Origin of the sequence: Hymenobacter piscis, from assembly GCF_018760735.1 — a bacterium.
GTDB lineage: Bacteria > Bacteroidota > Bacteroidia > Cytophagales > Hymenobacteraceae > Hymenobacter > Hymenobacter piscis.
Genome location: NZ_JAHHZN010000015.1, coordinates 39,939 through 66,175, shown reverse-complemented (window position 1 = coordinate 66,175; position 26,237 = coordinate 39,939). Strand labels below are relative to the sequence as shown.

Annotated in this window: 26 protein-coding genes, 1 tRNA gene, 1 other RNA gene and 1 riboswitch; of the genes, 17 read left to right on the top strand and 11 right to left on the bottom strand. The window is 62.9% G+C overall.

What is annotated here, in order from left to right; all coding sequences use genetic code 11:
* Positions 1-19 precede the first annotated feature (19 nt).
* Positions 20-847 (top strand): phosphatase PAP2 family protein, encoded by an 828-nt coding sequence (locus KLP40_RS15200; protein WP_215594690.1) that lies wholly within the window; start codon positions 20-22, stop codon positions 845-847.
* Positions 848-856: 9 nt separating this feature from the next.
* Here the strand turns inward: KLP40_RS15200 and KLP40_RS15195 are convergent, their stop codons facing one another.
* Both KLP40_RS15195 and KLP40_RS15190 read right to left on the bottom strand, forming a co-directional pair.
* Positions 857-1,882, bottom strand: coding sequence for a J domain-containing protein (locus KLP40_RS15195; protein WP_215594689.1), 1,026 nt, complete (start codon positions 1,880-1,882; stop codon positions 857-859).
* A 120-nt stretch (positions 1,883-2,002) separates the two neighbouring features.
* Positions 2,003-2,908 (bottom strand): histone deacetylase family protein, encoded by a 906-nt coding sequence (locus KLP40_RS15190; RefSeq protein ID WP_215594688.1) that lies wholly within the window; start codon positions 2,906-2,908, stop codon positions 2,003-2,005.
* Positions 2,909-3,929: 1,021 nt separating this feature from the next.
* Here KLP40_RS15190 and KLP40_RS15185 point away from each other — a divergent pair.
* Together KLP40_RS15185 and KLP40_RS15180 are read left to right on the top strand one after the other, a co-directional pair.
* Positions 3,930-4,805: a TIGR02452 family protein gene (locus KLP40_RS15185; RefSeq protein WP_215594687.1), complete on the top strand. Its 876-nt coding sequence runs from the start codon at positions 3,930-3,932 to the stop codon at positions 4,803-4,805.
* 155 nt (positions 4,806-4,960) lie between these two features.
* The gene (locus KLP40_RS15180) at positions 4,961-6,364 is read left to right on the top strand and encodes an RtcB family protein (RefSeq protein ID WP_215594686.1); all 1,404 of its coding nucleotides are present in this window, start codon (positions 4,961-4,963) and stop codon (positions 6,362-6,364) included.
* A gap of 506 nt (positions 6,365-6,870) precedes the next feature.
* Here KLP40_RS15180 and KLP40_RS15175 read toward each other — a convergent pair.
* From KLP40_RS15175 to KLP40_RS15165, 3 genes are all read right to left on the bottom strand, one after another.
* Complete coding sequence (locus tag KLP40_RS15175; RefSeq protein WP_215594685.1) at positions 6,871-7,404, bottom strand: MOSC domain-containing protein; 534 nt, start codon at positions 7,402-7,404, stop codon at positions 6,871-6,873.
* Between the two features lie 128 nt (positions 7,405-7,532).
* Entirely contained in the window at positions 7,533-7,961 is a 429-nt protein-coding gene (locus KLP40_RS15170; RefSeq protein WP_215594684.1) for a hypothetical protein, read from the bottom strand.
* A 55-nt stretch (positions 7,962-8,016) separates the two neighbouring features.
* Entirely contained in the window at positions 8,017-8,721 is a 705-nt protein-coding gene (locus KLP40_RS15165; protein ID WP_215594683.1) for a VIT1/CCC1 transporter family protein, read from the bottom strand.
* 138 nt (positions 8,722-8,859) lie between these two features.
* On the opposite strand from KLP40_RS15165, the gene KLP40_RS15160 reads away from it, so the two are divergent.
* Positions 8,860-9,513, top strand: coding sequence for a Dps family protein (locus tag KLP40_RS15160; protein ID WP_215594682.1), 654 nt, complete (start codon positions 8,860-8,862; stop codon positions 9,511-9,513).
* 72 nt (positions 9,514-9,585) lie between these two features.
* Here KLP40_RS15160 and KLP40_RS15155 read toward each other — a convergent pair whose 3' ends face one another.
* Positions 9,586-10,062 carry a low affinity iron permease family protein gene (locus KLP40_RS15155; protein ID WP_215594681.1) on the bottom strand — a complete coding sequence of 159 codons (477 nt, stop codon included), beginning with the start codon at positions 10,060-10,062 and terminating at the stop codon, positions 9,586-9,588.
* Between the two features lie 257 nt (positions 10,063-10,319).
* On the opposite strand from KLP40_RS15155, the gene KLP40_RS15150 reads away from it, so the two are divergent.
* Positions 10,320-10,401: transfer RNA gene (locus KLP40_RS15150), tRNA-Leu, on the top strand.
* 173 nt (positions 10,402-10,574) lie between these two features.
* On the opposite strand, the gene guaA is transcribed toward KLP40_RS15150, so the two are convergent.
* Positions 10,575-12,107, bottom strand: coding sequence for a glutamine-hydrolyzing GMP synthase (guaA, locus tag KLP40_RS15145; RefSeq protein ID WP_215594680.1), 1,533 nt, complete (start codon positions 12,105-12,107; stop codon positions 10,575-10,577).
* A gap of 321 nt (positions 12,108-12,428) precedes the next feature.
* Between guaA and KLP40_RS15140 the strand changes: the two genes are divergently transcribed.
* The 7 genes from KLP40_RS15140 to KLP40_RS15110 all read left to right on the top strand — a co-directional run bounded on the left by KLP40_RS15140 (position 12,429) and on the right by KLP40_RS15110 (position 16,812).
* Positions 12,429-12,902, top strand: a complete 474-nt coding sequence (locus tag KLP40_RS15140) for a carboxypeptidase regulatory-like domain-containing protein (RefSeq protein ID WP_215594679.1) — start codon at positions 12,429-12,431, stop codon at positions 12,900-12,902.
* A 135-nt stretch (positions 12,903-13,037) separates the two neighbouring features.
* Positions 13,038-13,442 (top strand): carboxypeptidase-like regulatory domain-containing protein, encoded by a 405-nt coding sequence (locus KLP40_RS15135; RefSeq protein WP_215594678.1) that lies wholly within the window; start codon positions 13,038-13,040, stop codon positions 13,440-13,442.
* A gap of 113 nt (positions 13,443-13,555) precedes the next feature.
* An RNA gene (ffs, locus tag KLP40_RS15130) (signal recognition particle sRNA small type) lies at positions 13,556-13,652 on the top strand.
* Between the two features lie 201 nt (positions 13,653-13,853).
* Positions 13,854-14,510, top strand: a complete 657-nt coding sequence (gene fsa, locus KLP40_RS15125; RefSeq protein ID WP_215594677.1) for a fructose-6-phosphate aldolase — start codon at positions 13,854-13,856, stop codon at positions 14,508-14,510.
* Positions 14,511-14,704: 194 nt separating this feature from the next.
* Positions 14,705-14,914, top strand: a complete 210-nt coding sequence (locus KLP40_RS15120; RefSeq protein ID WP_215594676.1) for a fructose-6-phosphate aldolase — start codon at positions 14,705-14,707, stop codon at positions 14,912-14,914.
* 150 nt (positions 14,915-15,064) lie between these two features.
* The gene (locus KLP40_RS15115; protein WP_215594675.1) at positions 15,065-15,754 is read left to right on the top strand and encodes a cell division ATP-binding protein FtsE; all 690 of its coding nucleotides are present in this window, start codon (positions 15,065-15,067) and stop codon (positions 15,752-15,754) included.
* A gap of 167 nt (positions 15,755-15,921) precedes the next feature.
* The gene (locus KLP40_RS15110; protein WP_215594674.1) at positions 15,922-16,812 is read left to right on the top strand and encodes a glycosyltransferase family 2 protein; all 891 of its coding nucleotides are present in this window, start codon (positions 15,922-15,924) and stop codon (positions 16,810-16,812) included.
* A gap of 195 nt (positions 16,813-17,007) precedes the next feature.
* Here KLP40_RS15110 and KLP40_RS15105 read toward each other — a convergent pair whose 3' ends face one another.
* Positions 17,008-17,913 (bottom strand): DUF6565 domain-containing protein, encoded by a 906-nt coding sequence (locus tag KLP40_RS15105; RefSeq protein ID WP_215594673.1) that lies wholly within the window; start codon positions 17,911-17,913, stop codon positions 17,008-17,010.
* A gap of 170 nt (positions 17,914-18,083) precedes the next feature.
* Between KLP40_RS15105 and KLP40_RS15100 the strand changes: the two genes are divergently transcribed.
* Positions 18,084-19,274: a DegT/DnrJ/EryC1/StrS family aminotransferase gene (locus KLP40_RS15100; protein ID WP_317196779.1), complete on the top strand. Its 1,191-nt coding sequence runs from the start codon at positions 18,084-18,086 to the stop codon at positions 19,272-19,274.
* 119 nt (positions 19,275-19,393) lie between these two features.
* Here KLP40_RS15100 and KLP40_RS15095 read toward each other — a convergent pair whose 3' ends face one another.
* The gene (locus KLP40_RS15095; RefSeq protein ID WP_215594672.1) at positions 19,394-20,119 is read right to left on the bottom strand and encodes a M48 family metallopeptidase; all 726 of its coding nucleotides are present in this window, start codon (positions 20,117-20,119) and stop codon (positions 19,394-19,396) included.
* Positions 20,120-20,270: 151 nt separating this feature from the next.
* On the opposite strand from KLP40_RS15095, the gene KLP40_RS15090 reads away from it, so the two are divergent.
* Genes KLP40_RS15090 through KLP40_RS15080 form a run of 3 tightly spaced genes read left to right on the top strand, consistent with a single transcriptional unit; the run spans position 20,271 to position 22,582 of the window.
* On the top strand, positions 20,271-21,305 hold the full coding sequence (locus tag KLP40_RS15090) for a Gfo/Idh/MocA family protein (protein ID WP_317196778.1): 1,035 nt from the start codon (positions 20,271-20,273) through the stop codon (positions 21,303-21,305).
* Between the two features lie 54 nt (positions 21,306-21,359).
* A complete protein-coding gene (locus tag KLP40_RS15085; protein ID WP_215594671.1) occupies positions 21,360-21,848 on the top strand; it encodes a hypothetical protein in 489 nt (162 codons plus the stop codon).
* Positions 21,848-22,582: an EcsC family protein gene (locus KLP40_RS15080; protein WP_215594670.1), complete on the top strand. Its 735-nt coding sequence runs from the start codon at positions 21,848-21,850 to the stop codon at positions 22,580-22,582. Before KLP40_RS15085 ends, KLP40_RS15080 begins: the two co-directional genes overlap by 1 nt.
* Positions 22,583-22,738: 156 nt before the next feature.
* Here the strand turns inward: KLP40_RS15080 and KLP40_RS15075 are convergent, their stop codons facing one another.
* Entirely contained in the window at positions 22,739-23,203 is a 465-nt protein-coding gene (locus KLP40_RS15075; RefSeq protein WP_215594669.1) for a DUF4890 domain-containing protein, read from the bottom strand.
* A 370-nt stretch (positions 23,204-23,573) separates the two neighbouring features.
* Positions 23,574-23,666, top strand: a riboswitch (SAM riboswitch).
* A 289-nt stretch (positions 23,667-23,955) separates the two neighbouring features.
* Here KLP40_RS15075 and KLP40_RS15070 point away from each other — a divergent pair.
* Positions 23,956-25,407, top strand: coding sequence for an amino acid permease (locus KLP40_RS15070; RefSeq protein WP_215594668.1), 1,452 nt, complete (start codon positions 23,956-23,958; stop codon positions 25,405-25,407).
* Positions 25,408-25,484: 77 nt separating this feature from the next.
* On the opposite strand, the gene KLP40_RS15065 is transcribed toward KLP40_RS15070, so the two are convergent.
* The gene (locus KLP40_RS15065) at positions 25,485-26,210 is read right to left on the bottom strand and encodes a hypothetical protein (protein WP_215594667.1); all 726 of its coding nucleotides are present in this window, start codon (positions 26,208-26,210) and stop codon (positions 25,485-25,487) included.
* Positions 26,211-26,237 lie beyond the last annotated feature (27 nt).

Genomic DNA, 26,237 nt, shown 5'->3' with positions numbered 1-26,237 from the left:
TCTATTCTGCGTACTGGTTATGTCGTTTTTTGCTCGTCTGGCCCTGGTGCTGACCCTGGCCGGTACCCCGTTCGTATCTGCCCAGGCCCAGGTGGCAACGCCCCCGCCCGCGGCGCCCACCGATACCCTCCATAAATTCGAGACTGTGGGGGGCATCCCGACGGTGGTGAAAAAGCCCTGGTACCGGGGCAAGCTGGTGCGGGCTACCATCGTGCCGGCCGTGCTCATTGGCTACGGGGCGTACCTCTCCAACGGGGGCGGCTTCTACACTGACCGGCAGGCCAACCGCGACATTCACCGGCTCTTTCCCACCTACCGCACCAAGCTCGACGACCTGCTCATCTTCGCCCCCTACGCCGAGTTGGGCTTGGTGGCGCTGGCCGGGGTGGAGTCGCGCGATGACCGCCTGAACACGGTGCTGGTTATCGCCAAATCGGAGCTGTTCATGCTGGCCTCGGTATTTACGGTAAAGAACCTGACCCGCAGAACCCGCCCCGACGGCTCCGATAACCGCTCGTTTCCCTCGGGCCACACGGCCCAGGCGTTTCTGGCGGCCAGCATTGTGCACACCGAATTCCGCGACAAAAGCCAGTGGTACGGCATCGGGGCCTATACGCTGGCTACCAGCGTGGCGGCCCTGCGCATGATTAATACCAAGCACTGGCAGAGCGACGTCATTGCGGGCGCGGGCTTTGGTATTCTGTCGGCTCACCTGGGCTACCTCACCCACCGCAACCGGTGGGGCCGCCCGCCCCGTCTGCCCGAGGGCCTGGGCTTCACGCCCACCTGGCTGCCGGGCCCCGGGGGCGGAGCCGGGCTGGGCCTGGTCTGGCGGCCAACGAAGTAGCATGTTTCGCTACACGGTGTCGTGGCCCTCGGCGGCCAGCTCCCGCAGCACTTCCCGCAGGCCGGTAGGCTCCTGCACGAGGCGCAGCACGTGGGCCAGGTACTCGGCTTCGGCTTTGAGGTGGCGCTTGAGCTGGCGGATTTCCTGCTCACGCTTCTTGCCGCTGCTGCCGCTGAACCCGTTCGCGCCGTATTTGAGTTCGTTGAGCTGGTGCTTGAGCTCGGTTTGCTGCTGGGTGAGGGCGGTGGTGTACCGTTTGAGTACGGTGTCGTCGGTGGGGGAGGTGGCGTTGGGCGTTTCGGAGAGGAGCTGAAGCAGGGTGTACAGGTCGTTGGTTTCGTAGGCCTCCGTGATGCGCTGCATGAGCCGGGTGCGCTGCTGCTGGCCGGCCGCGTCCTGGACCAGGTCGGGGTGGTGGGTGCGGGCCAGCTGGCGGTAGAGGGTTTTGGTGTTCGAGAGCAAGGCCTGCTCCTGGTCCCGGGCTGCCTGGGCGGCGGCTTCGTCGGCTTTTTGCTGCCTGGTTTTGCGCCGGCCCCGGGCCGCCTCGGCCGCCCGCTCGTGGGCGGGCCGGTCGTCCTGGCCGGGGCCGGCGGGTGCTGGCGTCTGGGCCTGGGCGGGTTCGTTGTCGTCGTCCTCGTCCACCCGGCGGCGGGGGGCATACTTGCGCAGGATAGCCGCCGCATCTTCCCCGAACCGGTCCTGAAGGGCGCGGGCATTGCCTACAATGAGAGCCGTAATCTGCTGCTCTTCCAGGCGGCTGAAAAAGCCCAGTAGCAGGGCCTCTTCCAGGGGCGCAAACAGGGCTTCGCGGGCCTTTACCACTGTGGCGGCCGCCGGTCCCACCTGCTGCCAGTAGCGCCGCCGGGCCTCGGCCTGCTCGGCCTGCAACTCCCGCAGGCGCTGCCGCAGCCCCTCCACCTGCGCCACCGCCTCCCGGAAGGCCCGCTGGGCCGGCGTTCCGGGGGCCTCCGCCGACCCGGGCATCGGCAAGGAGCTGGCGGCCGGCAGGTCAGTTAGCGGGTTGTGCAGGTACATGGTAAATGAGTGACTCGGTGAATGAGCGGTTGAGCAAGTAGTGGCTGCAAAGATACGGTCATCCTGAGCATGGCGCCCAGCCAGCCAGCCAGCCAGCCACTCATTCACCACTTCACTCATTTATCCCTCCCACAACTCAAACGCCACGCGGAACGTGTTGCAGTGGGCGTCTACGATGTCGGCCAGGCGCTCGGAATAGCCGCCGCCCATGCTCACGGCCACGGGCAGCTGCTGCTGGTGGCAGAGGCCGAGCACGTATTCGTCGCGCTGGCGGCAGCCGGATTGGGTGAGGGCGAGCTTGCCCAGCTTGTCGGTGGCCAGCACGTCTACGCCGGCCAGGTAGAAAACGAAGTCGGGCTGCACCTGGGCCAGCAGGTGGGGCAGGGTGTCGCGCAGGCGGCGCAGGTACTCCGCGTCGCCGGTGCCCAGGTCCAGGGCCACATCCAGGTCCGACTGCTCCTTGCGCAGCGGGTAATTGGCCCCGGCGTGCATGGAGAAGGTGAACACCCGGGGGTCCTCGCGGAAAATACTGGCCGTCCCGTCGCCCTGGTGCACGTCGAGGTCGACGACCAGCACCTGCCGGGCCAGGCGGTGGTGGAGCAGGTGGGTGGCGGCAATGGCAATGTCGTTGAGCACGCAGAACCCCTCGCCCCGGTCGCGGAAGGCGTGGTGGGTGCCCCCGGCCAGGTTCAGCCCAATGCCGTCGAGCAGGGCCCGCTTAGCCGATTCGAGGGTGCCGGCCGCGCTGCTCAGGGAGCGGCGCGTGAGCTCCGGGCTTTGCGGCAGCCCCAGGCGCCGCACCTCGGCCGGGCTCAACTGCTGGTCGCGGATTTTGTGCCAGTACGCCGCGGTATGCACCCGCAGCAGGTCTTGCTCCGGGCAAAAGCCCGGGTCGTAAAAGTGCTCGGGCGTGGCTACTCCCTGCCAGAGCAGCTGCTCGCGGATGAGGGCGTATTTGGCGATGGGGAAACGGTGGCCGGTGGGCAGGGGCAGCGCGTAACGGTCGGAAGTGGCGAGACGGGGCATAGAACAAGGGCAGAACGCGCCCCCGGGGCCGGAAGTTTTCGTCGGGTCTTGGCCCGGTAGCACTGGCCCGCCCACCTGAAGCGACGGCCGGGCCGGAGTCCGTAGTGGCGCAACTCAGCCCGGCAACGCTGCCGCGCAGCAACTGCTGCGTGGTTTACCGCCAGGCTGCATTGGGAATAAAAAGACGGGAATGCTTCGTGATGTAAATAGCGGGGTGGTTTATGATTATAAATCGGATTTAAAGCGAATGAAAAAAAATAATTTAAAAATTATTAAGATTTTGTATTGCAATTGAAAAATAAACTCCGCTATCTTTGTCCCGTTCGAGCGCAACAACTGCCCCGAATCAACAACGCCTCTCCGCCATGCGCCGCCACGCCAACGATTATCAGCCAATGCTCAGCTCACTGGATCAAAAGATCCAGCCAGGGTCCGGCGCGCCAGCTTGCAGATGAGGGTTTAAACCTGTTATTCGCTTCCGCTAACGCCCGAATCCAGCCAGATTCGGGCGTTTTTCTTGTTGGTCTATCCGCTGAATATTTTCCCGCTATGCTGTTCTCCTCCTTGCTTCTACCCTTGCGGGCGCGGCCCCGTTCCGGGCGCAGTCTGCCTGGTATTCCGCTCCGCCAGCGCCTTCAGGGGTAACGTGGCCTTCTTTCGTCTGCTGCAGAAGCACGGCAGCTGACGGTGCCCCGGTTGTTTTTCTGCTGCTGAAATTGTTCGTTGGAAAATACGAATAAGGGAAACTATTACCCAAAAAAATACGTCGCCATTTTTATTTATATTAAAAACAAATAGCTCTCCTGAAGGAATATGTGAGGTATTTTTTTATTGAAAGACGACGTGGGATGGAAGGCTGATAATGCCAGCGTAGCGTCTCAGTCAACAGGTGTTTTATTCTCTTTACTGCGCTATCCTACGTGACCAGACGGCGGCCCCGGGAGTGACTTTTGAAACCAGAAAAGCGGCGTCACTCCCGGGTTCAGGCCCGATAATTTCCTGATCAACTTACTCTATTCCCATGAATCCCATGAACCGCGAAATGAACCGCGAAATCCGCCAAGCCATTGCTTCCACTACGCTCGACGCGCTCAGCCAGGGCGGCTACGAGTCGGCCCTGGGCGTGTACGTCGAGCTCACCGGTTGGCAGCGCGCCGCCGAAGCCGGCAGCCGCCTCTACCCGCCCGATGAAGGCGCGGAACTGCTGACCGAGCTGAGTGCCCCGGGCACCACGGCGGCCGAGCTGCGGGTGTACCCGGCCACTACTCTCGAAGCCGCCGCCCGCCTCCGGCAGCAATTCGGGCGGGTGGGCTGCCTCAACTTCGCCTCGGCCCGAAACCCCGGGGGCGGATTTCGGGGGGGCAGTCAGGCCCAGGAAGAAAGTCTGGCCCGCTCCTCGGGTCTTTATCCCTGCCTGACGCAGTTTCCCCAGCTTTATGCCCACAACAGCCGCCCCGGCAGTACGGGGCTGTACAGCGACTATCTGGTGTACTCTCCCGCCGTGCCCGTATTTCGGGGCGAGGCCGGCGAGTGGCTGCCCCGGCCGTTTCCGCTCGATATCATTACGGCTCCGGCCGTTAATGCCGGAGCCCTGCGCCGCAACTCGCCGGAGCTGCTGCCGCAGCTGGAGCCGTTTATGCGCCAGCGCCTGCGCCTGGTGCTGGCGGCGGCGGCCCGCCACGGTACGGAAGCGCTGGTGTTGGGGGCCTGGGGCTGCGGCGTGTTCGGCAACGACCCCGCCCAGGTGGCCCGGCTCTTTGCCGAAGTTCTCGCCGAGCCGGGCATCCGCACCCGCTTCCGCCGCCTCGACTTCGCCATTTTCGACCCCAAGCCGCCCCACCACACTCTACAGGCCTTCGAACAGGCGTTACAACCCCTGACGGCCGCTTCGGTCTGAGAGACGAGAGCTTCCGTTTGCTGATTTTCAATGCATAACGGGCGTTCGATGATGGCCGGCAAGTGCCCGGTGATGTCCGGCGGCAGTAGTCTGCGCGACTCCCGGCTGCCGGCGCCAGTTGCCAGATTCCACCCTCCACTACTAACCAACAAAACATGGCTTCTCAACTACGTGGCAACGACCTTCGCCAACTGGGCTTCCCGGAAGGTCGGGCCATTGGGCTGGCGCTGGCCCAATTGCAGCGCAAACACCTCAGGCGTCTCTCCCAAACCGACCAGCTGGGGCTGCTGCGGGCCCTGCTCGACGCCCCCGCCAACTTCCTCACCCACCTCGACTGGAGCCATACGGCTGCCGCGCTGCTGCCCGCTCCCAGCCGCCACATCGCCTTGTCCGAGCGCAAGGACTACGCCGTATTCGGGGCCGAGCACATCGAGCCGGGGGCTATTCATCAGATGGAAACGGCCATGAAGCTGCCCGTCACCGTGGCCGGGGCCCTCATGCCCGATGCCCACCACGGCTACGGCCTGCCCATCGGGGGCGTACTGGCCACCGATAACGCCGTAATTCCTTACGCCGTAGGCGTGGACATCGGCTGCCGGATGGCCCTGTCGGTGTTTGCGCTGCCGCCCAAGCATCTGGAGCAGCGGGTGCCGGAGCTGCGTAAGCTGCTGCTCGACAACACCCGGTTCGGGGGGCGCGACGTGTTCCGCCACGGCCAGCACCTCGACCACGCGGTGCTGAGCCGCAGCGAGTTTCAGGATATTCCCTTCCTGCGCAACAAGCTGGATACGGCGGCCGCGCAAATCGGCTCCTCGGGCGGGGGCAACCACTTCGTGGAGTGGGGCGTGGTCGACATCACCGACCCCGCCAATGAGCTGGGCGTGGCCCCGGGCCAGTACCTGGGCCTGCTCTCACACTCCGGTTCCCGGGGGCTGGGGGCCAGCGTCGCCAATCATTATACCAAGCTGGCTAAAGACGTTTGCCAGCTGCCCGCCGAAGCCCAGCACCTGGCCTGGCTCGGCCTCGAAACCGAAGCCGGCCAGGAGTACTGGGCCGCCATGAACCTGGCCGGCGACTACGCCTCGGCCTGCCACCACCAGATTCATCACCGGCTGGCCAGGGCGTTGGGCGAAAAACCTCTGGCCAAAGTCGAGAACCACCACAACTTCGCCTGGAAGGAGCACCTGGCCGACGGCCGGGAGGTGGTGGTGCACCGCAAGGGCGCTACGCCGGCCGGGGCGGGCGTGCTGGGCATCATTCCCGGCTCGATGACGGCTCCCGGGTTTATCGTGCGGGGGCGGGGCGAGGCCAGCTCGCTGAGCTCGGCCTCCCACGGAGCCGGCCGGGCGATGTCGCGCACCCGGGCCAAAACGGAACTGGGCGAGGCCGACCTGCGCCGGTTCCTGCGCCAGCACCAGGTGGAACTACTCGGCGGCGGCCTCGACGAAGCGCCCCAGGCCTACAAGGACATCCGGGCCGTAATGCAGAGTCAGACGAGCCTGGTAGACGTGCTGGGCTCCTTCACGCCCCGCATTGTGCGCATGGAAGGGGCCGTGTAGGCTCCTGGCAAGCCGCCCCCAACTACCTTAATCCCCCCAAAGAAGCCCTCCGGCCCTGATGCGTTCATCCGGGTCGGAGGGCTTGTGGTGCTGGGTAGAAGGTGTTCTGCCCGCAGAAGCTGGGTTTAACTCAGGGGCGCCGATGCCAGGCCTCGGGCGTAGTATCGGTGCCTGCAGCCGGGGTAGTAGGACACGAGACGGAAACGCCGGCGGAGGGCAGTAATTCTGATAAAATCAGGAGAGCCAGGGCAGTGGCCGCCAGATTGGGGGTGCAGGTAGCAGGATCCATGTGCGGAGCGGGTTTATCATCACAAGAACTGATCAAAACCTCGGGCCGGTGTGTGGGCGGGAGGCAATAAAGAAGTAGGAGCAGTAGCGGTAGCAGACCCGCCAAACAACGGAACATGGCTGGCGGCAAGTGAGAATACCTACGGCATAAAGCCGGGGAATGGATTCATAATCAGTGCCTTTTCCTTAATTGTTTATAGAATATTGATTTTTTTCTATTAAGGCGAAGCAGCTGGTGGAGAGACCACGCTTACCACGTCGCCAGTACGGATAACTCCCCCGCGCACGATGCGGGCGGTGAGCCCCCCGTGCCCGCGCATGGCATTGTAGCCGCCGGGGCCCAGTTCCTCTTCCATGCGGGAGCAGGGGTGGCACTCGCCCGTAATCTCCAGCAGCACTTCCTCGCCAATCTGAATGTGCCGGCTCTTGAGGGCCAGCAGGTTCAGGCCGCTCACGACTAGGTTGCGGCGCAGGCGGGCCGGATCCAGGGGCTCGGGCAGGCCCAGGAAGCCCGCCACGGCCGCCAGGTGCTCGTGCTGGATGAGGGTAAGCTGGCGTTTGCCGCCGGGCCGCGGGCGGGCGTGGTCGCCCAGCAAATGGCGGTCGGTTTCGGCTTCGGCCTCCGCTACTACCCGCACGGGCTCGCGCCGGGCTGGTCGCAGGCCGATCCATTCTACCCGGCCCTGCTGGGGTAAGGTTGAAAGCAAACGGGCCACCGTGGACTTATCATCACCAAAAAAGGGAAAGGGCATGAGCTGGCAATGCGTGTGGTGGTGACTAGGTAGGACAAGAAGCCGACCGGGCGGGCGGTGGTAAAACCCACTGGTGGGTTCTACTCAGCAAGACAGATGAGATGGCGCCATCCCCTAAGCCGTCGGGGCTACTTCCCGATTTCCGGGTGGCGGATCTGGCCGCCGAGGTGGCCGGTGCGGGCCAGCAGCCCGAAACTGAGCAGGGCGCCGGCCAGCGCCAGCCGGATGAAGAGCCGCTGCCGGCCGGTTTGCAGCAGGGCCAGCAGCGCCAGCGCCCCGGTCAGCTCCAGGGCCCAGAATCCCAGTTCGGCGGCTTCTTCGTGCGCTTCAATCAGCTGATGAGAGATGCCGGGCAGCTTTTCCACTACTTCCTCGGCACCCTTACCCGTCAGCTGGGTGGGCAGGCAGAGCAGGGCGGCGCCCAGCACCGTAATCAGGCCGGTACGGATAACCGGGGGGCTGGCCTTCACCAGGCCCGCCCCCAGTACCAGCAGCCCGAACAGGCAGCCCAGAATGGGAGTGTGGTTGAGCAGCAGGTGGAGGTGGGCTTCGTTCATGGGGCCAGGCAAAGTAAATGGTGGGCCGGCAAAGATAGCGCGCCGGCCGGAGCGGCTAGTCGGCGGTAAACTGCCGGGCCACCACAAATGCCGCCCCGGCCGCCAGGGCCCCGACACCGGCCATTTTAAGCGCCCCGCGCACGGGCGGCTGCCCGGTCAGGCGGCTTTTCAGGTAGCCGAAAATCAGCAGGCACACCAGCGTAATTACGGCCGAGAGGGCCAGGCCTTCGGTGGGCGTGCTGGTCAGAAAGTAGGCGCTGAGCGGAATCAGGCCGCCCACGGCGTAGGCCGCGCTGATGGTAGCCGCACTTTTGGGGGCCTGGCGCGGGTCGGGTTTTTCCAGGCCCAACTCGTACTTCATCATAAAGCGCACCCACTGGTCGGGGTCGGCGGTGAGTTCCCGCACGGCTTGGGCGCGGGTAGCTTCCGAGAGGCCCATTTCGGCCAGCAATTCATCTACCTCGGCCCGCTCTACGTGGGGCACGTCGTGCACTTCCTGGTACTCGCGCTGCAGTTCGGCCTCGTAGTGCTCCACTTCGGTGCGGCCGGCCAGGTAGCCGCCCAAGCCCATGGCAATGGAGCCGGCGACGATTTCGGCCAGTCCGGCCGTAATCACGAGGGCCGAGGAGGCGACGGCCCCACTCAGGCCGGCGGCCAGGGCGAAGGGCACGGTCAGCCCGTCGGAGAGGCCAATGACGATATCCTGTAGCATGGCCGAGCTGGTCAGGTGGTCTTCGGGGTGCGGATGAACGTGCTGCATACGGGAGGCGGAGGGCCAAAAGGCAGGTGGTACGGTTAACCTACGCACCTTTTCTGCGTAAGGTAGCAACACCAGCGGGCACCGCTCAGCTGGCTGCCTACTGAATTCCTTTCTGACATTTCTGTTCCTTTCGCAATCATGGCCAAAACCACCGCCAAATCAGCGCCGGCTGCTGAAAAAGCCGCTCCCAAGAAATCCACTGCCGCTGCCGGCCGGCCCGCGCCCAGCGTGCAGCCCATCCTGAACCAGCAGTTCAACGCGCCCGCCCCGCTCCAGAAGTTCGGCACCGTGTCGCAGCGCCTGCCCATTGGCCTCGACGAAAAAACCCGTCAGCAGAGCGTGGGTCAGCTCAACCAGTTGCTGGCCGATACCATCAGCCTGCGCGACCTCTACAAGAAGCATCACTGGCAGGTAGTGGGCCCTACGTTTTACCAGCTTCACCTGCTCTACGATAAGCACTACGAGGAGCAGAGCGCCCTGGTCGATACCATTGCGGAACGCATCCAGATTCTGGGTGGGGTAGCCGTGGCCATGGCCGCCGACGTGGCCGAGATGACCAGCATCCCGCGCCCGCCCCGCGACCGGGAAGAAGCCCCCGTACAGGTTTCGCGCCTGCTGGAAGCCCACCAGATCATCCTAAAAAACTGCCACGAGTACGCCAAAGCCGCCGACGAGGCCGGTGACGACGGTACCAACGACGTGGTGGTAAGCGACGTGATGCGCACCAACGAACTGCAGGTGTGGTTCGTGTCGGAGCACGTGGTGAACACCCCGCTGGCCCGCGCCGAGTAGTTGGCCCCCTCTATGCGTTACAGCCGGCCTCTTCCCTACGGGAAAGGGCCGGCTTTTTTGTAGTCCCGCCTGCTAGCGGTGGGCGCGTTTCTTTTCCTGGTGGTTTACTTCGGCTTCTTCCACTGAGTGGGTGCGGCCCAGGTCGTGGTCCTGCTTGGCCTTGGCCGCGAGCAGGCAAAAGTAGCCGTGGAGCAGGTTGATTTCCTCCTCCGAGAAGTCCTGGGCGTTGATGAGCCGGTTGCTGGCCCCCTTGTGGGCCGCCAGCAGCTCGTTGAGCTTGAGGTGCAGTACCAAAGAATCCTTGTTCTGGGCCCGCTGAATCAGGAATACCATCAGAAACGTGACGATGGTGGTGCCCGTGTTGATGACCAGCTGCCAGGTTTCAGAATACCCGAACAGCGGCCCGGTAAGGGCCCAGACGCCCACTACGCCCGCTGCCAGGCAGAAGGCTGCCGTGGAGCCCGACCAGGTGGTAACCACACCGGCAAAGCGGGCAAAGAAGTTAGCGGACTTGGCGGGCCGCGAGGTAGGAGCGAGGGGAGGTGTCATGGAACAACGGGCAAGGGGGAAAAAGAGGGACGGGAGTGCACTTGCCGGCAAGATCCGGCTGCCTGTGTGAATGAAAGATGAAATTTTTACCGCTGACAATGAGTGCGAAACCGAAATGTGCGGCCGATAAACGCGGAAAAAGCAGCGTCCTACTTGCACCCTTGCCGGCAACCCTCTACTTTTGTCATCGATTCGCCGCCTCAGTGAATCCGAAAGCTTCGGCCTTCGCTTAGTAAAAGGAGTGCTAGCCGTCATCAGCGCACGTGGTGAAACTGGTAGACACGCCATCTTGAGGGGGTGGTGCCTTCGGGTGTGGGAGTTCGAATCTCCCCGCGCGCACTTCAATAAAAAAACCCGCTTCGGCTTGCGCCGGAGCGGGTTTTTTTATTCGGTGAAATGGTGAGGTGGTGAAATAGTGAGTTTGATGTTTAGTCGGTAAAGGCTGCGCTGCTTGCGCAAACAGGACCACGGAACGCCAAACTCACCATCTCACTATTTCACCACCTCACCTTCTACTCCCATTCGATAGTGGCGGGGGGCTTGGAGCTGATATCGTACACCACGCGGTTGATGCCGCGCACCTGGTTGATGATGCGGTTGCTCACTTCGGCCAGGAAATCGTAGGGCAGGTGGGCCCAGTCGGCGGTCATGCCATCCACGCTGGTCACGGCGCGCAGGGCCACTACCTGCTCGTAGGTGCGCTCATCGCCCATCACGCCCACGCTCTGAATGGGCAGCAGCATCACGCCGGCCTGCCACACCTGGTCGTAGAGGCCGTGCTCCTTGAGGCCGTTGATGAAGATGGCGTCGGCCCGCTGGAGCAGATCTACTTTGTGGGGCGTGATGTCGCCGAGGATGCGGATGCCCAGGCCGGGGCCGGGGAAGGGGTGGCGGTGCAGAATGTTGAGGGGCAGCTCCAGGGCCGCGCCTACTTCCCGCACTTCGTCCTTGAAGAGGGTGCGCAGGGGCTCCACAATCTTCAGGTTCATCTTCTCGGGCAGGCCGCCCACGTTGTGGTGGCTCTTGATGGTCACGGCCGGGCCGTTCACCGACACCGACTCAATCACGTCGGGGTAGATAGTGCCCTGGGCCAGCCAGCGGGCCCCGTCCACTTTCTGGGCTTCGCGGTCGAAGACCTCAATGAAGGTACGTCCGATGGCTTTGCGCTTGAGCTCCGGGTCGGTGAGGCCTTCGAGGGCCTGGTAGAACTCGGCGCTGGCGTCCACGCCGCGCACGTTCAGGCCCAGGTCGCGGTAGGAGTGGAGCACATCCTCGAACTCGTCCTTGCGCAGCAGCCCGTTGTTGACGAAAATGCCGTGCAGGCGCTGGCCGATGGCGCGGTGCAGCAGCAGGGCCGCCACGCTGCTGTCCACCCCGCCCGAGAGGCCCAGAATCACCTGGTCCTGCTCGCCGATGGTGGTTTGCAGGGTCGTCACCATGCTGTCCACGAAGTGCTCGGGCGTCCAGTCCTGGAGGCAGCCGCACACGTCCACCACGAAGTTGCGCATGAGCTGCTTGCCGTCGGTGGAGTGGGTTACTTCGGGGTGAAACTGGATGCCGTAGGTCTGCTGGCCCTCGATTTCGTAGGCCGCCACGGCCACGTCGGGCGTACCGGCAATAGTCAGGAAGCCGGCCGGCAGCTCCTTGATGGTGTCGCCGTGCGACATCCAGACCTGGGAACCGGGCGCCAGGCCGCGCAGCAGCGGGTGGTGCTGGTTGAGATGGGTGAGGCGGGCACGGCCGTACTCGCGGATGGTGGCCGGCAGCACCTCGCCGCCCTGCTGGTGGGCCAGCAGCTGGGCGCCGTAGCACACGCCCAGCACCGGCACCCGGCCCAGGTAGCGGCTCAGGTCGGGGTTGGGCGAATTGGCATCGCGCACGGAACACGGGGAGCCCGAAAGCACCACGCCCCGGATGTCCTCAGTGAGGTCCGGGGCGTGCGTATACGGGTGAATTTCGCAGTAAACGTTCAACTCCCGGATGCGCCGGGCAATGAGCTGGGTGTACTGCGACCCAAAATCGAGAATCAGAATCTGTTGAGGCATGGGCAAAATTAGCGCGCAGATTTCAGACCTGCGCCACCCAGCTCGTTTTTTCTTGGCCTACCCGCCCGGCGGCCCCCTCAGGGCTGGAAACCCGGAGGGCGCATCCCACGGAAGTAAGGTCACACAAGGCCCGTTCACGGTACCCACCCAGACCAGCCTAATGCGCTTGCTGGCCTGCTGAAAGCTCTTTTAGCGGGTATACTGCTATTCGTTTCAGGAGGAAATGCTAGTCACGAACCGGGTGGTGCCTGCCTTTCCTGGGCTTCTAAATCCCGGCACCTTTGAAAAGGTGATGGTTTTCGCCTGCTCAAAGAATACTCTATGCATTCAGCGTTACCCCTTTTGGCTTTGTCGTTGCTGGGCGCCCTGGTGTTGCCCGCTCCGGTTACGGCCCAGCAGGCAGCTCCCGAAGCGGCTCCCGTCGACTCCCTGAACCCCGCAACCTCCCCCGATATGCTGGCCGTATCGGTGCCGGGGCCAGCGGCGGCGGCATCCCAACCGGCGGGCCGGACGCTGGCCGGCAACGTGGTAGATGAGTGGGGAAATCCGCTGGCGGGCGCTACCGTGGCCGTCGTCGGCCACCAGTTGCACTCGGTAACCACCAATGCCAACGGCGACTTTCTGGTGTCTCTCGGCAGCTCGGCGCCCCTGTTGCGGGTAAGTTTTGCCGGCTACGAGGATGCTGAGCGCGTGGCCCGGGGGCCGGCCGACCTGCTGTTCAAGCTTGACCCCATCCGCGACTACCGCCGCGACCTGAAGAAGCGCACCAAAGAAGCCCGGCGCCAGATGCAGTAGCCGGCCGGGAATCGGGGTGAAAAAAAGCTGCGCCGGGACGAAGAGGAAGCAGAACAAAGCGGCCGGCCCGGCGTTGAAGGAGCAGTTGAAAAGCCGCCACGCCGGCGGCCGGAACTTCGCTTTTCTTTTTTTTCCATGGTGCTGTTTTTGCTCTTGTTCTGCTCTCTGCCGTTTTTCCCGGCTGGTCTTGCGTGTGCGCCGGCTCCGCCTTCCGCCGCCCCCGCGCCGATGCAGGAGGCCCTGCCCCGGGAGGTGTTCGGCAACGTAACCGATTTTGCCGGCAAACCCGTGGCCGGCGCCACCGTCGCATTGGCCGATGATCGGAAAACGGCCGTCACAACTAATTCCGACGGGAAATTTCTGATGAAAAGTGCCGTGGCCGAGCCCCGCCTGCGCATCAGTTCGGCCGGCTATTACGATACGCTGCTGGTCGTGACGGCCACTGACAAAGCCCAACTGGTGCAGCTGCGCACCGTTGACCGGTATAAGCGTACTCTTAAAAAGAAGTACAAAGCCGCTAACAAGGCCTGGAAAAACTAGCGCCGGGGCTCCGCCCGAAAAAAAACCGGCTGATTCCCTTGATGATACCGCTCTGCCAGGCAAAAAAAGCCGGCCCTGCTACCAAATCCGTTGAATTGCTGCGTACCTTTGTCACGGCGAGTCAGAACGACCAGCTCCTGCTGAATTCCCCCAGGACCGGAAGGTAGCAAGGGTAGGTGGTTGAGCGGTGCGATTTTGGCTCGCTTTTTTATCACGGGTTTTTTGCGGCTGACGTTTCTCGCCAAAATCACCTGACTTTTGTGAAAAGCGCCCCCACCGGGCGCTTTTCCTGTTTTCGGACCTGTTGGAGCAGGCTAACCGGCGCAGGTGCGACACAAAATCCGGCCAATCCACCGAATCCGCGTAATCAGTGAGTAGCTTTGGGGCATTGTTGTTTCCCAACCTACCCGCATGAAATTTTTCATTGATACCGCCAACCTGAAGGAGATTCAGGAAGCCGTGGAGCTCGGTGTGCTCGACGGCGTGACTACCAACCCCTCGCTGATGGCCAAGGAAGGCATCAAGGGCACCGATGCCGTGATGGCCCACTATAAGCAGATCTGCGATATCGTGGACGGCGACGTGTCGGCGGAAGTAATTGCCACCGACTACGACGGCATGATCCGGGAAGGGGAGGCCCTGGCCGAGCTACACCCGAACATTGTGGTGAAGATTCCCATGATCCGCGACGGCGTGAAAGCCATCCGCTACTTCTCCGACAAGGGCATCAAAACCAACTGCACGCTGATTTTCTCGGCCGGGCAGGCCTTGCTGGCCGCCAAAGCCGGCGCTACCTACGTGTCGCCCTTCGTGGGCCGCCTGGATGATATCGGGCACGATGGCCTGCAGCTGGTGCAGCAGATTGTGGACATCTTCAGCAACTACGGTTACCCCACCCAGGTGCTGGCCGCCTCCGTGCGCCACGTACCCCACCTGTTGCAGTGCGCTGAGCTGGGTGCCGATGTGGTGACCTGCCCGCTGAACGTCATCACCGGCCTGCTCAACCACCCCCTCACCGACAAAGGCCTGGCCACTTTCCTGGCCGACCACAAAAAGGTGAATGGTTAACTTTTAATGTGTGAGATGTGGAAAATGTGGTGAATGTGCTGACTAGCCATTTTCACATTTTTCACATTTTCCACATCTCACACATTAAAAGGTAAATGGTTAACTTTTAATGTGTGAGATGTGAAGAATGTGGTGGATGTGCTGACTAGCTATTTTCACATTTTTCACATTTTCACATTTCCCACATTAACTCCATGTACATCATCAAAGTAAAGGGCAAGGCCAAGATTCCGGACTATATTCAGCTGCGGGACGAGGAATTCGTGCTCATTGCCTACTTCCGTGCCGACCGGCCCCTGAAGGACCTGCACCGCTACGGGCTGGCTGGCAAGGAAACTGAGCTGGCCGACGTTATTTCGGGGCTGGAATTCGGGAAGCTGCAAAAGCTGGAAGTAGGGGCCTGAGTGGATCAGGGACCGGGTTGATGGAAGGACGGCGGGACCGGGTTTGCGTTCAAAACTCAGCCAGCGAAGTTCCGTTTAACAGCCAGCGCCCCCCTTCCCGAGCACCCCGCCCCTCAGCCCCCTAGTCCCCCAGACCCTCACATCCTCCTTATGACCGTAATTGAGCTGCACGACGCCTACATTATGCAGGACGTGAACACGGTGCTGCAAAAGGTGTCGTTTGCGCTGGAAAAGGGCGAGTTTGCCTATCTGGTGGGCCGCACCGGCTCGGGTAAAAGCTCCCTGCTCAAAACGCTCTACGCCGACCTGCCCCTGCCCGCGGGCACCGGCTCGGTGGTGGGCTTCAGCTTGCCCCGCACCGGCAGCACCGACAAGGTGCCGTACCTGCGCCGCAAGCTGGGCATCATTTTCCAGGATTTCCAGCTGCTCTTCGACCGCTCGGTGGCCGACAACCTGCTGTTTGTGCTCAATGCCACCGGCTGGAAGGGCAAGGCCCGCAAGCAGCAGCGCATTTCTGAGGTGCTCATGCGCGTGGGGCTGGCCAGCGTGGCCGGCAAAATGCCCCACCAGCTCTCCGGCGGCGAGCAGCAGCGCGTGGTCATTGCCCGCGCCCTGCTCAACGAGCCGTTGCTGCTGCTGGCCGACGAGCCCACCGGCAACCTCGACCCCGATGTGGCCGATAGCATCATGAAGCTGTTCGTGGAAATCAACAACGCCGGGACGGCCGTGCTCATGGCCACCCACAACTACCAGCTCATTCAGCAGTACCCGCGCCGGGTGCTCAAGTGCGAGCAGGGGCAGCTCATTGACTCCGCCCGGACGCCTTTTGAGTTGAGCTGACCCGGTTTTGACCTCCCTGGTCGCCGTGAAAAAGACCAACCGGGCAGACAATCCTAATTAAAATCGAGCTGGCTGACAACCAATCCGGGTTCCAGCGTACTCTTCGTCCGAAGTCCGGCCGGCGGCCGGCGCTGTTTGCTGCACGCGTCTGCTCTTTTTATCAGAGAATGACTGGGCTTTCCATCCTGATTCCGGTATTCAACTACGATGTACGCCCGCTGGTGCGCGGCCTGCGGGCGCAGGTAGCCGACTGGCCCGGCCCCGTGGAGGTGCACTGCCTCGACGACGGCTCGGCGGACGCCTTCCGGCAACTGAACCGGGAGCTGGCTCACCTGCCCGGCGTGCACTACCGCGAGCTGGACTGCAACGTGGGCCGGTCCGCCATTCGCAACCAACTGGCCACCGCCGCCCGCTACACCTGGCTGCTGCTGCTCGACAACGACAGCCGCCTGCCCGACGCGCAGTTTTTGGCCCGCTACGCCGCCGCCCGCCATCGGGGCGCGGTGCTGTCCGGGGGCACCGCCTACGAGGCGGCGCCCCCCCCGGAGGCGGCCCTGCGGCTGCGCTGGCTCTATGGTCGGCACCGCGAGGCCCGGCCGGCCGCCGTACGTCAGCGCGCCCCCCACGGCCAGCTCACGCTCAACAACCTGCTCATCGAGCGGAAAGTATTCTGCCAGTTGGGCCTGGATGAAAACCTGACCCGCTACGGCCACGAGGACACCAAGTTCGGGTGGCTGCTGCGCCGGGCGGCCATTGACGTTCACCACCTCGATAACCCCGTACTGCACGACGGGCTGGAACCGGCGCCCATTTTCCTGCAGAAAACCCACGACGCGGTACGCAACCTCGTGCAACTCTACCGGGCCGAAGGACTGGGGGCCGACACCCGCCTGCTCCGGGCGGCCCTGCGCCTGCAGCGCTGGGGGTTGAGCCACGCCGTGCGGGCCGCTTTCGGCCTGGGCCGCGAGCAGGTGCGCCGCAATCTGCTTTCCGGCCGCCCCAGCCTCCGCCAGCTCGATGCCCTGAAGCTCTATTGGCTTCTGACGGAACTACGCTAGCTCCGGCTGCCGATTGGTAAACAGCGTCGGGCGGTACCTGGCCGTAGTAAACGTTGGTGCCCGTGCGTGCAAGGTCCGGGCCGCGCCGGCATCATGCGGGGGAATGATAACCATAACGGCACAGCACGCCCAATAAAAAAAGCGCCGGTTCCTCCCCAGAGGAAGAACCGGCGCTTTAATAATCTGAGGAGGAAACTAGTCGTTGTCGGTGTTCTTTACTTCCGACTTCACTTCCTTGTAGGCCCCTTTTACGGCGCTGCCCACTTTGCTGCCCACCTTGGCAGCTCCCTGGCCCACGTTCTTACCAACCTCCTTCACGTCGGAAGCGGTGTTGCTGACGGCTTGGCCCACGGCCGAACGCTCGTCCTGAGTACCGTTGGCGACGTCCTGAGCCGTGCCGCTGACAGCGTCAGCGCCCTGGGCCGCGCGGGCCTCGGCTTTGTCGTAAGATTTGAAGGCGGCGTACTTGAGCTTTTCCTTCTGGATTTCAGCCAGGTCGCTGGCCGGAATATCACCCTTGATTTTGTCGTAGGCTTCGTCCAGCGCACGCCATTCGGCATTGATGTTGCGCCAGTCGTTGATATCGTACTGGTCTTCGTTGCGCTTGATGTCGTTCACGAATGACTCGTACACCTGGCGGGCGTTGGCGGCCGTCACGCGGCTGGCCGGGGAGCTGGGCTTGTAGTACTTACCCATCGTCATGGTGCCCGACGACATGGCATCAGTGGCGCCGGGACGGTTGTTCCAGGCCATTTCGCGCTTGTCGTACGCGGTGGTATAGCGGGTGCGGAGCTGTTCGATTTCCTGGCGACGTGCGTCGTCGTACTGGTCGGCGTACCGGTCAACCGAAGCTACTTTGGCATCGAAGTCGGACTTGAGCTGGGTCGTTTCGCGGTCGTAATCGGCCTGTGCCTCATTGGCTACGGCGTCGGCTTTCATCTCGGTTTCCGAAACGAAGGTCTTGAAGTCGTTGTAAGCCTGGTCACTTTCTGCCCCCACTTCGTTTTGCTGGGCGTTGGTGCAGCTGGTTTGGGTAAGGGCGGTACCGCCCATCAGCAGGATAGCCAACAGGGCGTTTACGGTGAGCATTTTCCGGATCATGGCGGGGAAGGTATGGAGGGAGAGAGAACAATGTATTAGCTGCGGGTGGCCGCTGCCGTTTGGGGGAGTTAACGCAGGGGGGCGCTTTGTGGTTACGCCGGGCCGGGTACGGGCGAGGTAGTGACGGCCGCCTATCTTTGGGGCTTTTCCCGCGTAGTTCTGCTTCTGCCGTGTCGATTCCTGCCCCGCCCACGCCCATTCATTTGCTGGACTTACCCGCCCAGCACGCTCCGTTGCGGGCGGAGCTGGAAGCGGCCGTGCAGGCCTGTTTCGAGGAGGCGGCGTTTGTGCAGGGGCCGGCCGTGGCGGCGTTTGCCCGGGAGCTGGCCCGGTACCTGGGCGGCCCCCACGTAGTGCCCTGCGCCAATGGCACCGATGCCCTGCAGCTGGCCCTGATGAGCCTGCGCCTGCCCGCCGGGGCCGAGGTTATTGTGCCGGCCTTCACCTACGTGGCTACGCTGGAGGCGGCCGCCGTACTGGGCCTGCGCCCGGTGCCGGCCGACGTGCTGCCCGGTACCTTCAACCTCGACCCCCGGGCCGTGGCCGCCGCCCTCACACCCCGCACCCGGGCCATCGTGGCGGTCCACCTGTTCGGGCAGTGCGCCGATTTATGGGCCCTGCGCCAGCTGGCCGACCAGCACGGCGTGGCCCTGATTGAAGACAACGCCCAGGCCCTCGGAGCCACGTTCCGGACGGCCGGGGGCGAAACCTGGGTGGCGGGTACGGTAGGGGAAGTGGGTACTACCTCGTTTTTTCCCAGCAAAAACCTGGGCGGCTTCGGCGACGGGGGCGCCCTGTTCACCCGCGACGCGGAGCGGGCCGCCTACCTGCGCCAGCTGGCCAACCACGGCCAGAGCCGCAAGTACCACCACGAGCACGTGGGCCTCAATTCCCGCCTCGATACCCTGCAGGCGGCCCTGCTACGCGTGAAACTGCCCCACCTGCCCGCCTGGACGGCGGCCCGCCAGCACGTAGCCGCCCGCTACGACGAGCTGCTCGGGGAACTGCCGGGCCTCCATGTTCCGGCCCGGGACCCGCGCAGCACCCACGTATTTCACCAGTACACCCTCACCCTGGCTGATGCGCCCGGCCACCGGGCCGCGGTGCAGGAGTTTTTGCGGGTGCGAGGCGTGCCCAGTGCCGTGTACTATCCGCTGCCCAACCACCTGCAGCCCGCCTACGCCCACCTCGGCTATCGGCCCGGCCAGTTTCCGGTGGCCGAGCAGCTGTGCCGCACGGTGCTTTCGTTGCCCGTGCACCCTACCCTTGCCGAGGAGCAGATCCGGTACGTGGCCGCCGTAGTGAAGGCCGCCGTGGGCGAATCGGCTCTGGACCTCATGCCGAAGCAGACAACTGCCTAGCCGCGAGGCCGGAAGTGCTCCGGCACCGAGCCTGGGGTACGGGGCAGTCCGGTGGCGGCGCGGCAGCAACCAACGGGAAGGAGCCGCGTGTTTCCGCTGTGCTTTGGCCGGTGGTTTGCTCAGTCCGCGTCGGGTGAGGCGTTGGGAGTTAGCTGGATGCGGTTGAGCTCGGTACGGGAGGTGCGCCAGTCGGGCAGAAACTGGTCCATGAGGCCCCAGAACCGGGCGTTGTGGAGGCGCTCATGCAGGTGGGTCAGCTCGTGCACCAGCACGTATTCCAGGCAGGGCAGGGGGCGCTTGATGAGCTCCAGATTCAGCCAGATGCGGCGGGCCCCGATGTTGCAGGTGCCCCAGCGGGTGCGCATCTGCTTCACGCCCCAGGCCGCCGCCGCCCGGCCCACCACCGGCTCCCACTTGGTGAGCAACCCGGGCAGCAGGCGCTTGAGCTGCTGGCGGTACCAGGCCCCGAGTACGGCCTCGCGCTGGGCGGCGGTGCTGCCGGCCGGTACATGCAGGTGCAGTTGGCGGGCTTCGGGCCGGAAGTCCACGTGAGCCCGGCCGGGAGTCGGACATACCTGCAATTCGTAGGCTTCGCCGAGGTAGGGCACCGTTTCGCCCGTTTCGTAGCGGAGCGGGGCCGGGACCGGCTCGCGGGTGGCGAAGCGCTGCTGGTGCTTCTCAATCCAGGCGCGCCGGGCCTCCACAAACGCCTCAATGGCGGCGCCGGGCGTTTGCAGCGGCACCGAGACCCGGATGCGGCCCCCGGCGTACACCGTCAGGCGCAGGCTGCGCATGCGCTTACGCACAAGCTCAATGGGCAGGCCGGCAATCTGAACGAAGGGCATGGGGGAGGCGGCAGGAAAAGTGCAAAGGTGGGGCTGCGCGCCCGTTTGCGCCGCATGGCAGCCGGCAAATAAATCAGAAGAATGCGGAAATGCCCGTTTTTTCGCAGCTTGCGAGGCATTCGTAGTCTTTTCTCCTTCCCTTCCGGCTCCCGTGGCTGATTCTCTTTCGGCGGTTCGCTTTGCCATCTGCGGCGTGGGCCATATCGGCCGCCGGCACGCGGCCCTGGTGGCCCGCCACCCCGGCGCCCACCTCGTGGCCCTCATCGATACCCGACCCGACCGGGAGTCGGCACTGGCCGCCGAGTTTCCCGGCGTTCCGTTCTTCGCGTCCCTCGACGAGTACCTCGCCCACGGCCCCGCCGCCGACGTGCTAACCATTGCCACGCCCAACGGTCTGCACGCCCCGCAGGCAGTGCGCGGCCTGCGCGCCGGCCTGCACGTGGTGGTGGAAAAGCCCCTGGCCCTGAGCAAAGCCGATGCTGAGCAAATCGTGCACACGGCGCTGCAAACCGGCCGGTTTGTGTTTGGGGTGATGCAGAACCGCTACTCGCCGCCGGCCGCCTGGCTCAGGCAGGTGATGGACGAAGGTCGCCTGGGCCAAGTGTTTCTGGTGCAGCTCAACTGCTTCTGGAACCGCGACGAACGGTACTACACGCCCGGCAGCTGGCACGGCACCCGGGCCCTCGACGGCGGCACACTCTTCACCCAGTTCAGCCATTTCGTGGATTTGCTGTATTGGGTGTTCGGCGACATCACCAATATCTCGGCCCGCTTCCGCGACTTCAACCACGCCGGCCTCACCGAGTTCGAGGACAGTGGCCTCGTCACGTTCGACCTGCTGCGCGGCGGCAGCGGCACCCTGCAGTACAGCACCGCCGTCTGGGACCGGAATCTGGAAAGCTCCCTCACCGTGGTGGCCGAGCACGGCAGCCTGCGCCTCGGCGGCCAGTACATGGACAAAGTTGACTACTGCCACCTGCGCGACTACCAGATGCCCGAACTCGCGCCCACTAACCCCGCCAACCAGTACGGCCCCTACCAGGGCTCCGCCGCCAACCACGTCCACGTCATCGACAACGTAGTCGACACCATTCAAAGGCGCGGCGTAGCCACCACCAACGCTCTGGAAGGCTTGAAAGTGGTGGAGATGATTGAGCGGATTTATGCGCTGAAAAATCAGAGCTAAGTGAGGAAGAAAATGCCGGAGAGACTATGTCGTGGCGGTCTGATTATTAGAGAATTGAATCGATATGACGGGATATTGCTGGGTAGTTACCTGCTATTCGTTTTAGGTGGTTTTATACTCAACTTCTCAAACTACATGCCGGGGCACAGCGACACAGCATTTTCAAGAGTAGGAGTTGCGTATTACTACGCAGTAGCGTACCTAGTCGCACAGGTTACAGTCTCCTCCGATATTGTGGGTCGTCTGCGCAATATTCCGGTTACTGTAGGTTGGCTTCTGATAACGATTGTATTAGGCCTGTTGAATCCTGTTGCGGCTGTTTTTCCGTTGTTGGCTCTTGTTCTTTATCACATCGTCCGGCTGTTGTTTTGGCGTAAATATTCGCGGGAATTTGTTCCCTGTACTATGGCTAAGTACGGAGTTGTTCGTTCTTCCTCATCGGCCCATATCAATGCTGAAGACGTGCGGTATATGGCGTGGCTCTTTTATGGAGGCATGTTGTCATTCGTGCTATACACCACCATGTTGATTTTAGGGCAATAATGAACACCGACCAACAAGCCCTCCACGACCTGCAGGCCTGGCAGCGCCGGATGCAGCAGCAGCCCACGCTGCTGAACCGCGTGACGCGCCGGGTGCAGGCCCGTCTGAATGCCCTGCTGCCCGAGAAGGTGCATGTGGCTATTACCGCGGCCATTCAAAAGATGGTGCAGGGCGTGCTGTTTGGCTCCACGCATACCACGCAAAAGCCGGTTTCGGAGGGTACGCTGCAGGAGCGGGAGGCGCGGGTGCGGGCCCGCATCCGGGCGTACCGCAACACGGCGGCGGTAGAAGGCGGTGTCACCGGAGCCGGCGGCTTCCTGCTGGGCCTGGCCGATTTTCCGCTGCTGCTGGGCATCAAGCTCAAGCTGCTGTTTGACATTGCCGCCCTCTACGGCCACGATGTGCGCAGCTTCCCGGAGCGGCTCTACCTGCTGCACATTTTCCAGCTGGCCTTCAGCAGCCAGCACACCCGCCGCGAAACCTACCACCAACTCGCCGACTGGCCCGAAACGCAGCAAACCGTTACGGCCGATACCTTCGACTGGCGCACGTTCCAGCAGGAGTACCGCGACTATATCGACCTGGCCAAGCTTGCCCAGCTGGTACCCGTGATTGGGGCGGCGGTGGGGGCCGTGGCCAACTACCGCCTGCTGGCCCAGCTCGGCGAAACAGCCATCATGTGCTACCGCCTGCGCTGGTTTGCCGAGAACAGCCGACTACCAGAACAGGTGTAGAGCCAGACGCGGCCCTTCGCGTCTGGCGCGTGCTGATGTTGTGGCCGCCCTACAGTTTCCGGCATCCGCCGCGAAGGGCCGCGTTTCTACAGTACACATCAAAAAAAAACAGCCCTGACGGAAATGTCAGGGCTGTTTTTTTGGTGGCTGAAAAGTTTAGCCTTTGGCTTGCTTGGGGCCCTGATGGGCTTTGCGCTTGGCCATTTTATCGGCCTGCAGCTGGGTGTACTTGGCGTACTGGTCGGCGCTCAGGATTTGCTTGAGCTGGGCGTTGTAACGGTCCTTTTCGGCCTTCCTGGTGGCCTGGTGCTGCTTGCGGTCCGCTTTGGCCACGGTGCCAGCCTGGGCTTTGTGGGCCTGCATGGCCTGGGCACGGCTCAGCTGGAGCTGGCGAACCTGCTGGGTCTGGGCGGCCGAGAGGTTGAGCTGCTTGCTCAGGTGCTGAGACGAACGGTCGGCGCGCTGCTCGGGGGTGAGGTTGGCGTGGGGGCCTTTGTGCTCGCCCTTGTGCCCGCCCTGACGATGCTGACCGTGGGCGGCTGTGGCGGGAGCTGCCGTCTGGGCCGAAGCGGCGGCGGCGGAGAACGAGAAGGCGGCGAGGATGACGAGAAACTTTTTCATGGTGCTTTATGAGAATGTTTATGTTCGATGAAAGCAGGCCCACCGGCCGTCCGGACTGGCACTGGGGTTGCTGATGGGGTATTGGCAACTCCGGTGCCAGTTTTGGCCGCTCCCCCCAATATTAAGCAGCTTAAAAAATTTAAATTTTGTCGTTAAACCTTGCGCGCTTTCAGGTGTCGGTTTGAGTAATTTGCTGTCTGCCAGTTTTTTACGATTGGCAATCGGGTGGCGCAGCGGCGGCCGGGGGGCGGAATTGGGCGGGGCAGGTAGTCATTGGGGGGCTGCCCGGACGCGGCTGCCTTGGCCGGGTTGCCCGGGCACCAATCCGGCTTTACCTTTGTGCCATCAATTCTTTCTAGCCGAAGGATTGTTTTTATACAGAGGCGCGGAGAGACAGGCTCACTGATGCGTCGGCAACCACCCGCAAGCTGCGGAACGGTGCCAATTCCTGACCATATAAAAACAAGTTGCCGTGCCTGTGCTGCCCCGCCTTACTGCCCGTGTTGTCGTTTCTGCTGCCGCTGTGTGCCCGTTCGGGCCGCTGGTAGCGTGTTGGCGCCGGGGTTGTTGTTGCTGAGCGGCCGGTGCGCCTGAGCAGCCCGCTGCGGCGCTGCTGATTTCTGCCTTTTCTTGACGCGGCCGGCCTGGTTGGCGGGCGCATCTGTCCGTCGGGGCGCCTGCGCCGGCCGGCTTGACCTCACGCTGTTTTTTTCGTTCACGCTTGCCCGGGCAGTTGCCGGGCGTACCTTTTTATGCTCAGAAAATCACTGGAACTGCTGCGGCAGGAGGCCGCCGAAACCGGCGCCGGAACGCTGAAACGAAGCCTGAACGGCTTCAACCTCATTGCCATCGGCATTGGGGTGATTATTGGGGCAGGCCTGTTCTCGCTCACCGGCATTGCCGCCGCCAACAATGCCGGCCCGGCCGTCACGCTCTCGTTTGTGGTGGCGGCCGTGGGCTGCGCCTTCTCGGCGCTGTGCTACGCCGAGTTTGCCTCCATGGTGCCCGTGGCTGGCTCGGCCTACACCTACGCCTACGCCACCATGGGCGAGCTGTTTGCCTGGATTATCGGCTGGGATTTGGTGCTCGAATACTCGGTGGGCGCGGCCACGGTGGCCATCAGCTGGTCGCAGTACCTGCTCAAGTTTTTAGAGAAATACGGCATTATCGTGCCGCCGCAGCTGGTGATGTCGCCGTTTGAAACGGCCACGCTGGCCGACGGCAGCGTGGTGCACGGCTTCGTCAATATTCCGGCCATGCTTATCGTGCTGGCCATTACGATGATTATCATTCGCGGCACCTCGGGCTCGGCGTGGTTTAACGCGCTGGTGGTCACGCTGAAGGTGGCCGTGGTGCTGGTGTTCATCGGTCTGGGCTGGCAGTACATCGACCCTACCAATTACCAGCCCTACATTCCGGAGAATACCGGCGTGTTTGGGGAATTTGGCTGGAGCGGCATTCTGCGCGGGGCGGGCGTGGTGTTTTTCGTGTTTATCGGGTTTGATATTGTGGCCACCATGGCCCAGGAAACCAAGAACCCGCAGCGCAACATGCCCATCGGCATCATCGGCTCCCTGCTGATCTGCACCGTGCTGTTCGTGCTGTTCGGGCACGTCATGACCGGTTTGGCCAACTACACCGAGTTCAAGAACAGCGCCGCGCCGGTAGCCATTGCCATCGAGAAAACGCCCTACGCCTGGCTGTCGTCGGCCGTGATTCTGGCCATCATCGTGGGCTATACGTCCGTGATTCTGGTGGATCTGCTGGGCCAGAGCCGGGTGTTTTTCAGCATGGCCAAGGACGGTTTGCTGCCCCCGGTTTTCGCCCGGATTCACGAGCGGTTCCGCACGCCGCTGCAGTCGAACTTGCTGCTGGGCCTGTTCATTGCGCTGTTCGCGGGCTTCGTGCCGATTTCGGTGGTGGGCGAGATGACGAGCATCGGCACGCTGCTGGCCTTCGTGATGGTGTGCGTGGGCATCCTCATCATGCGCAAGCGCGAGCCCGACGCGCCGCGCGGTTTCCGTACGCCCTGGGTGCCGCTGGTGCCCATCCTCGGCATCCTGACCTGCGTGGTGATGATGCTGGCCCTGCCCTGGGAAACCTGGCTGCGGCTGGCCGTGTGGCTGGCCATCGGCCTGGCCATCTACTTCGGCTACGGCCGCAAGCACAGCAAGCTGGGGAATGAATTAAGAATTAAGAATTAAAAATTGGGGCGTTATGGCCCACTGTAGCAGCCGGGGCCGGGAGGTTCCGGCTGTTTGCGTTACGGGGGGGAGAAAGGCTAGGGTAGCCGGTCCCATACTTCACCGGAGTCAGAAACCATCCGAACGATACCAGCATGGCGGTCATAGTAGAGCACGCGCATATAGGAAGCTGGAACGGGGGCACAGTCCGGCCCGCGGTTGGTAGCCACCAATTCTACTACTTCCGGATAGGTTAGACCCTTGACAGTGAGTTGCTGAAAAGGCCCTGCCAGGGCGTCGCCCATCGGAAATTTTATTCCCCGGCAGCGGTTGTAGTCGCTCTGTGGGTCGGTGCTACCGATGAATTCGGTCCAGGTCCCTTCTACATACAGCTGGCTGGTGCCAGGATTGGTCCCCTGGGATGGGTAGGATGCGAGCAGTGCCGGGCCCCGGTACATGTGAAACTCGCCGCCACCGCCGAGGCTGTCGGTACGCCGGACGCGTACTAATACGTCGTCGTAATACTTGATCAAGTCCGATTTACCGATGAACGAGCCCACCGGAACCACGGTGCGCTCTTCCATCTGTTGTTTTTCCAGCCGTTGGTAAAGCTCGTAGGTGCGCTGTTGGCCGCGCGCGTTTTCAAACTGCCATACTACTGTGCCCATTGCGAGTTGCAGCCAGGGCGCATCGGCTTCCGTGAAAAAATAGTAAGGCACGCCATTGACAGTGCGTAGACCGGGCGTTGGCACCGGCTCCTGCGAACAGGATGTGCCAGCCAGTAGTAAGCCACTAACCAGAAAATGAAGGAGTAAAGAGCGCATCGGGATATAAAATAGATCGTCTGCCGA

Excerpts from the sequence above, each read along its gene's own strand:
- KLP40_RS15200 (WP_215594690.1), top strand. The coding sequence starts at position 20 with ATGTCGTTTTTTGCTCGTCTGGCCCTGGTGCTGACCCTGGCCGGTACC.
- KLP40_RS15195 (WP_215594689.1), bottom strand. The coding sequence starts at position 1,882 with ATGTACCTGCACAACCCGCTAACTGACCTGCCGGCCGCCAGCTCCTTG.
- KLP40_RS15190 (WP_215594688.1), bottom strand. The coding sequence starts at position 2,908 with ATGCCCCGTCTCGCCACTTCCGACCGTTACGCGCTGCCCCTGCCCACC.
- KLP40_RS15185 (WP_215594687.1), top strand. The coding sequence starts at position 3,930 with ATGAATCCCATGAACCGCGAAATGAACCGCGAAATCCGCCAAGCCATT.
- KLP40_RS15180 (WP_215594686.1), top strand. The coding sequence starts at position 4,961 with ATGGCTTCTCAACTACGTGGCAACGACCTTCGCCAACTGGGCTTCCCG.
- KLP40_RS15175 (WP_215594685.1), bottom strand. The coding sequence starts at position 7,404 with ATGCCCTTTCCCTTTTTTGGTGATGATAAGTCCACGGTGGCCCGTTTG.
- KLP40_RS15170 (WP_215594684.1), bottom strand. The coding sequence starts at position 7,961 with ATGAACGAAGCCCACCTCCACCTGCTGCTCAACCACACTCCCATTCTG.
- KLP40_RS15165 (WP_215594683.1), bottom strand. The coding sequence starts at position 8,721 with ATGCAGCACGTTCATCCGCACCCCGAAGACCACCTGACCAGCTCGGCC.
- KLP40_RS15160 (WP_215594682.1), top strand. The coding sequence starts at position 8,860 with ATGGCCAAAACCACCGCCAAATCAGCGCCGGCTGCTGAAAAAGCCGCT.
- KLP40_RS15155 (WP_215594681.1), bottom strand. The coding sequence starts at position 10,062 with ATGACACCTCCCCTCGCTCCTACCTCGCGGCCCGCCAAGTCCGCTAAC.
- guaA (WP_215594680.1), bottom strand. The coding sequence starts at position 12,107 with ATGCCTCAACAGATTCTGATTCTCGATTTTGGGTCGCAGTACACCCAG.
- KLP40_RS15140 (WP_215594679.1), top strand. The coding sequence starts at position 12,429 with ATGCATTCAGCGTTACCCCTTTTGGCTTTGTCGTTGCTGGGCGCCCTG.
- KLP40_RS15135 (WP_215594678.1), top strand. The coding sequence starts at position 13,038 with ATGGTGCTGTTTTTGCTCTTGTTCTGCTCTCTGCCGTTTTTCCCGGCT.
- fsa (WP_215594677.1), top strand. The coding sequence starts at position 13,854 with ATGAAATTTTTCATTGATACCGCCAACCTGAAGGAGATTCAGGAAGCC.
- KLP40_RS15120 (WP_215594676.1), top strand. The coding sequence starts at position 14,705 with ATGTACATCATCAAAGTAAAGGGCAAGGCCAAGATTCCGGACTATATT.
- KLP40_RS15115 (WP_215594675.1), top strand. The coding sequence starts at position 15,065 with ATGACCGTAATTGAGCTGCACGACGCCTACATTATGCAGGACGTGAAC.
- KLP40_RS15110 (WP_215594674.1), top strand. The coding sequence starts at position 15,922 with ATGACTGGGCTTTCCATCCTGATTCCGGTATTCAACTACGATGTACGC.
- KLP40_RS15105 (WP_215594673.1), bottom strand. The coding sequence starts at position 17,913 with ATGATCCGGAAAATGCTCACCGTAAACGCCCTGTTGGCTATCCTGCTG.
- KLP40_RS15095 (WP_215594672.1), bottom strand. The coding sequence starts at position 20,119 with ATGCCCTTCGTTCAGATTGCCGGCCTGCCCATTGAGCTTGTGCGTAAG.
- KLP40_RS15080 (WP_215594670.1), top strand. The coding sequence starts at position 21,848 with ATGAACACCGACCAACAAGCCCTCCACGACCTGCAGGCCTGGCAGCGC.
- KLP40_RS15075 (WP_215594669.1), bottom strand. The coding sequence starts at position 23,203 with ATGAAAAAGTTTCTCGTCATCCTCGCCGCCTTCTCGTTCTCCGCCGCC.
- KLP40_RS15070 (WP_215594668.1), top strand. The coding sequence starts at position 23,956 with ATGCTCAGAAAATCACTGGAACTGCTGCGGCAGGAGGCCGCCGAAACC.
- KLP40_RS15065 (WP_215594667.1), bottom strand. The coding sequence starts at position 26,210 with ATGCGCTCTTTACTCCTTCATTTTCTGGTTAGTGGCTTACTACTGGCT.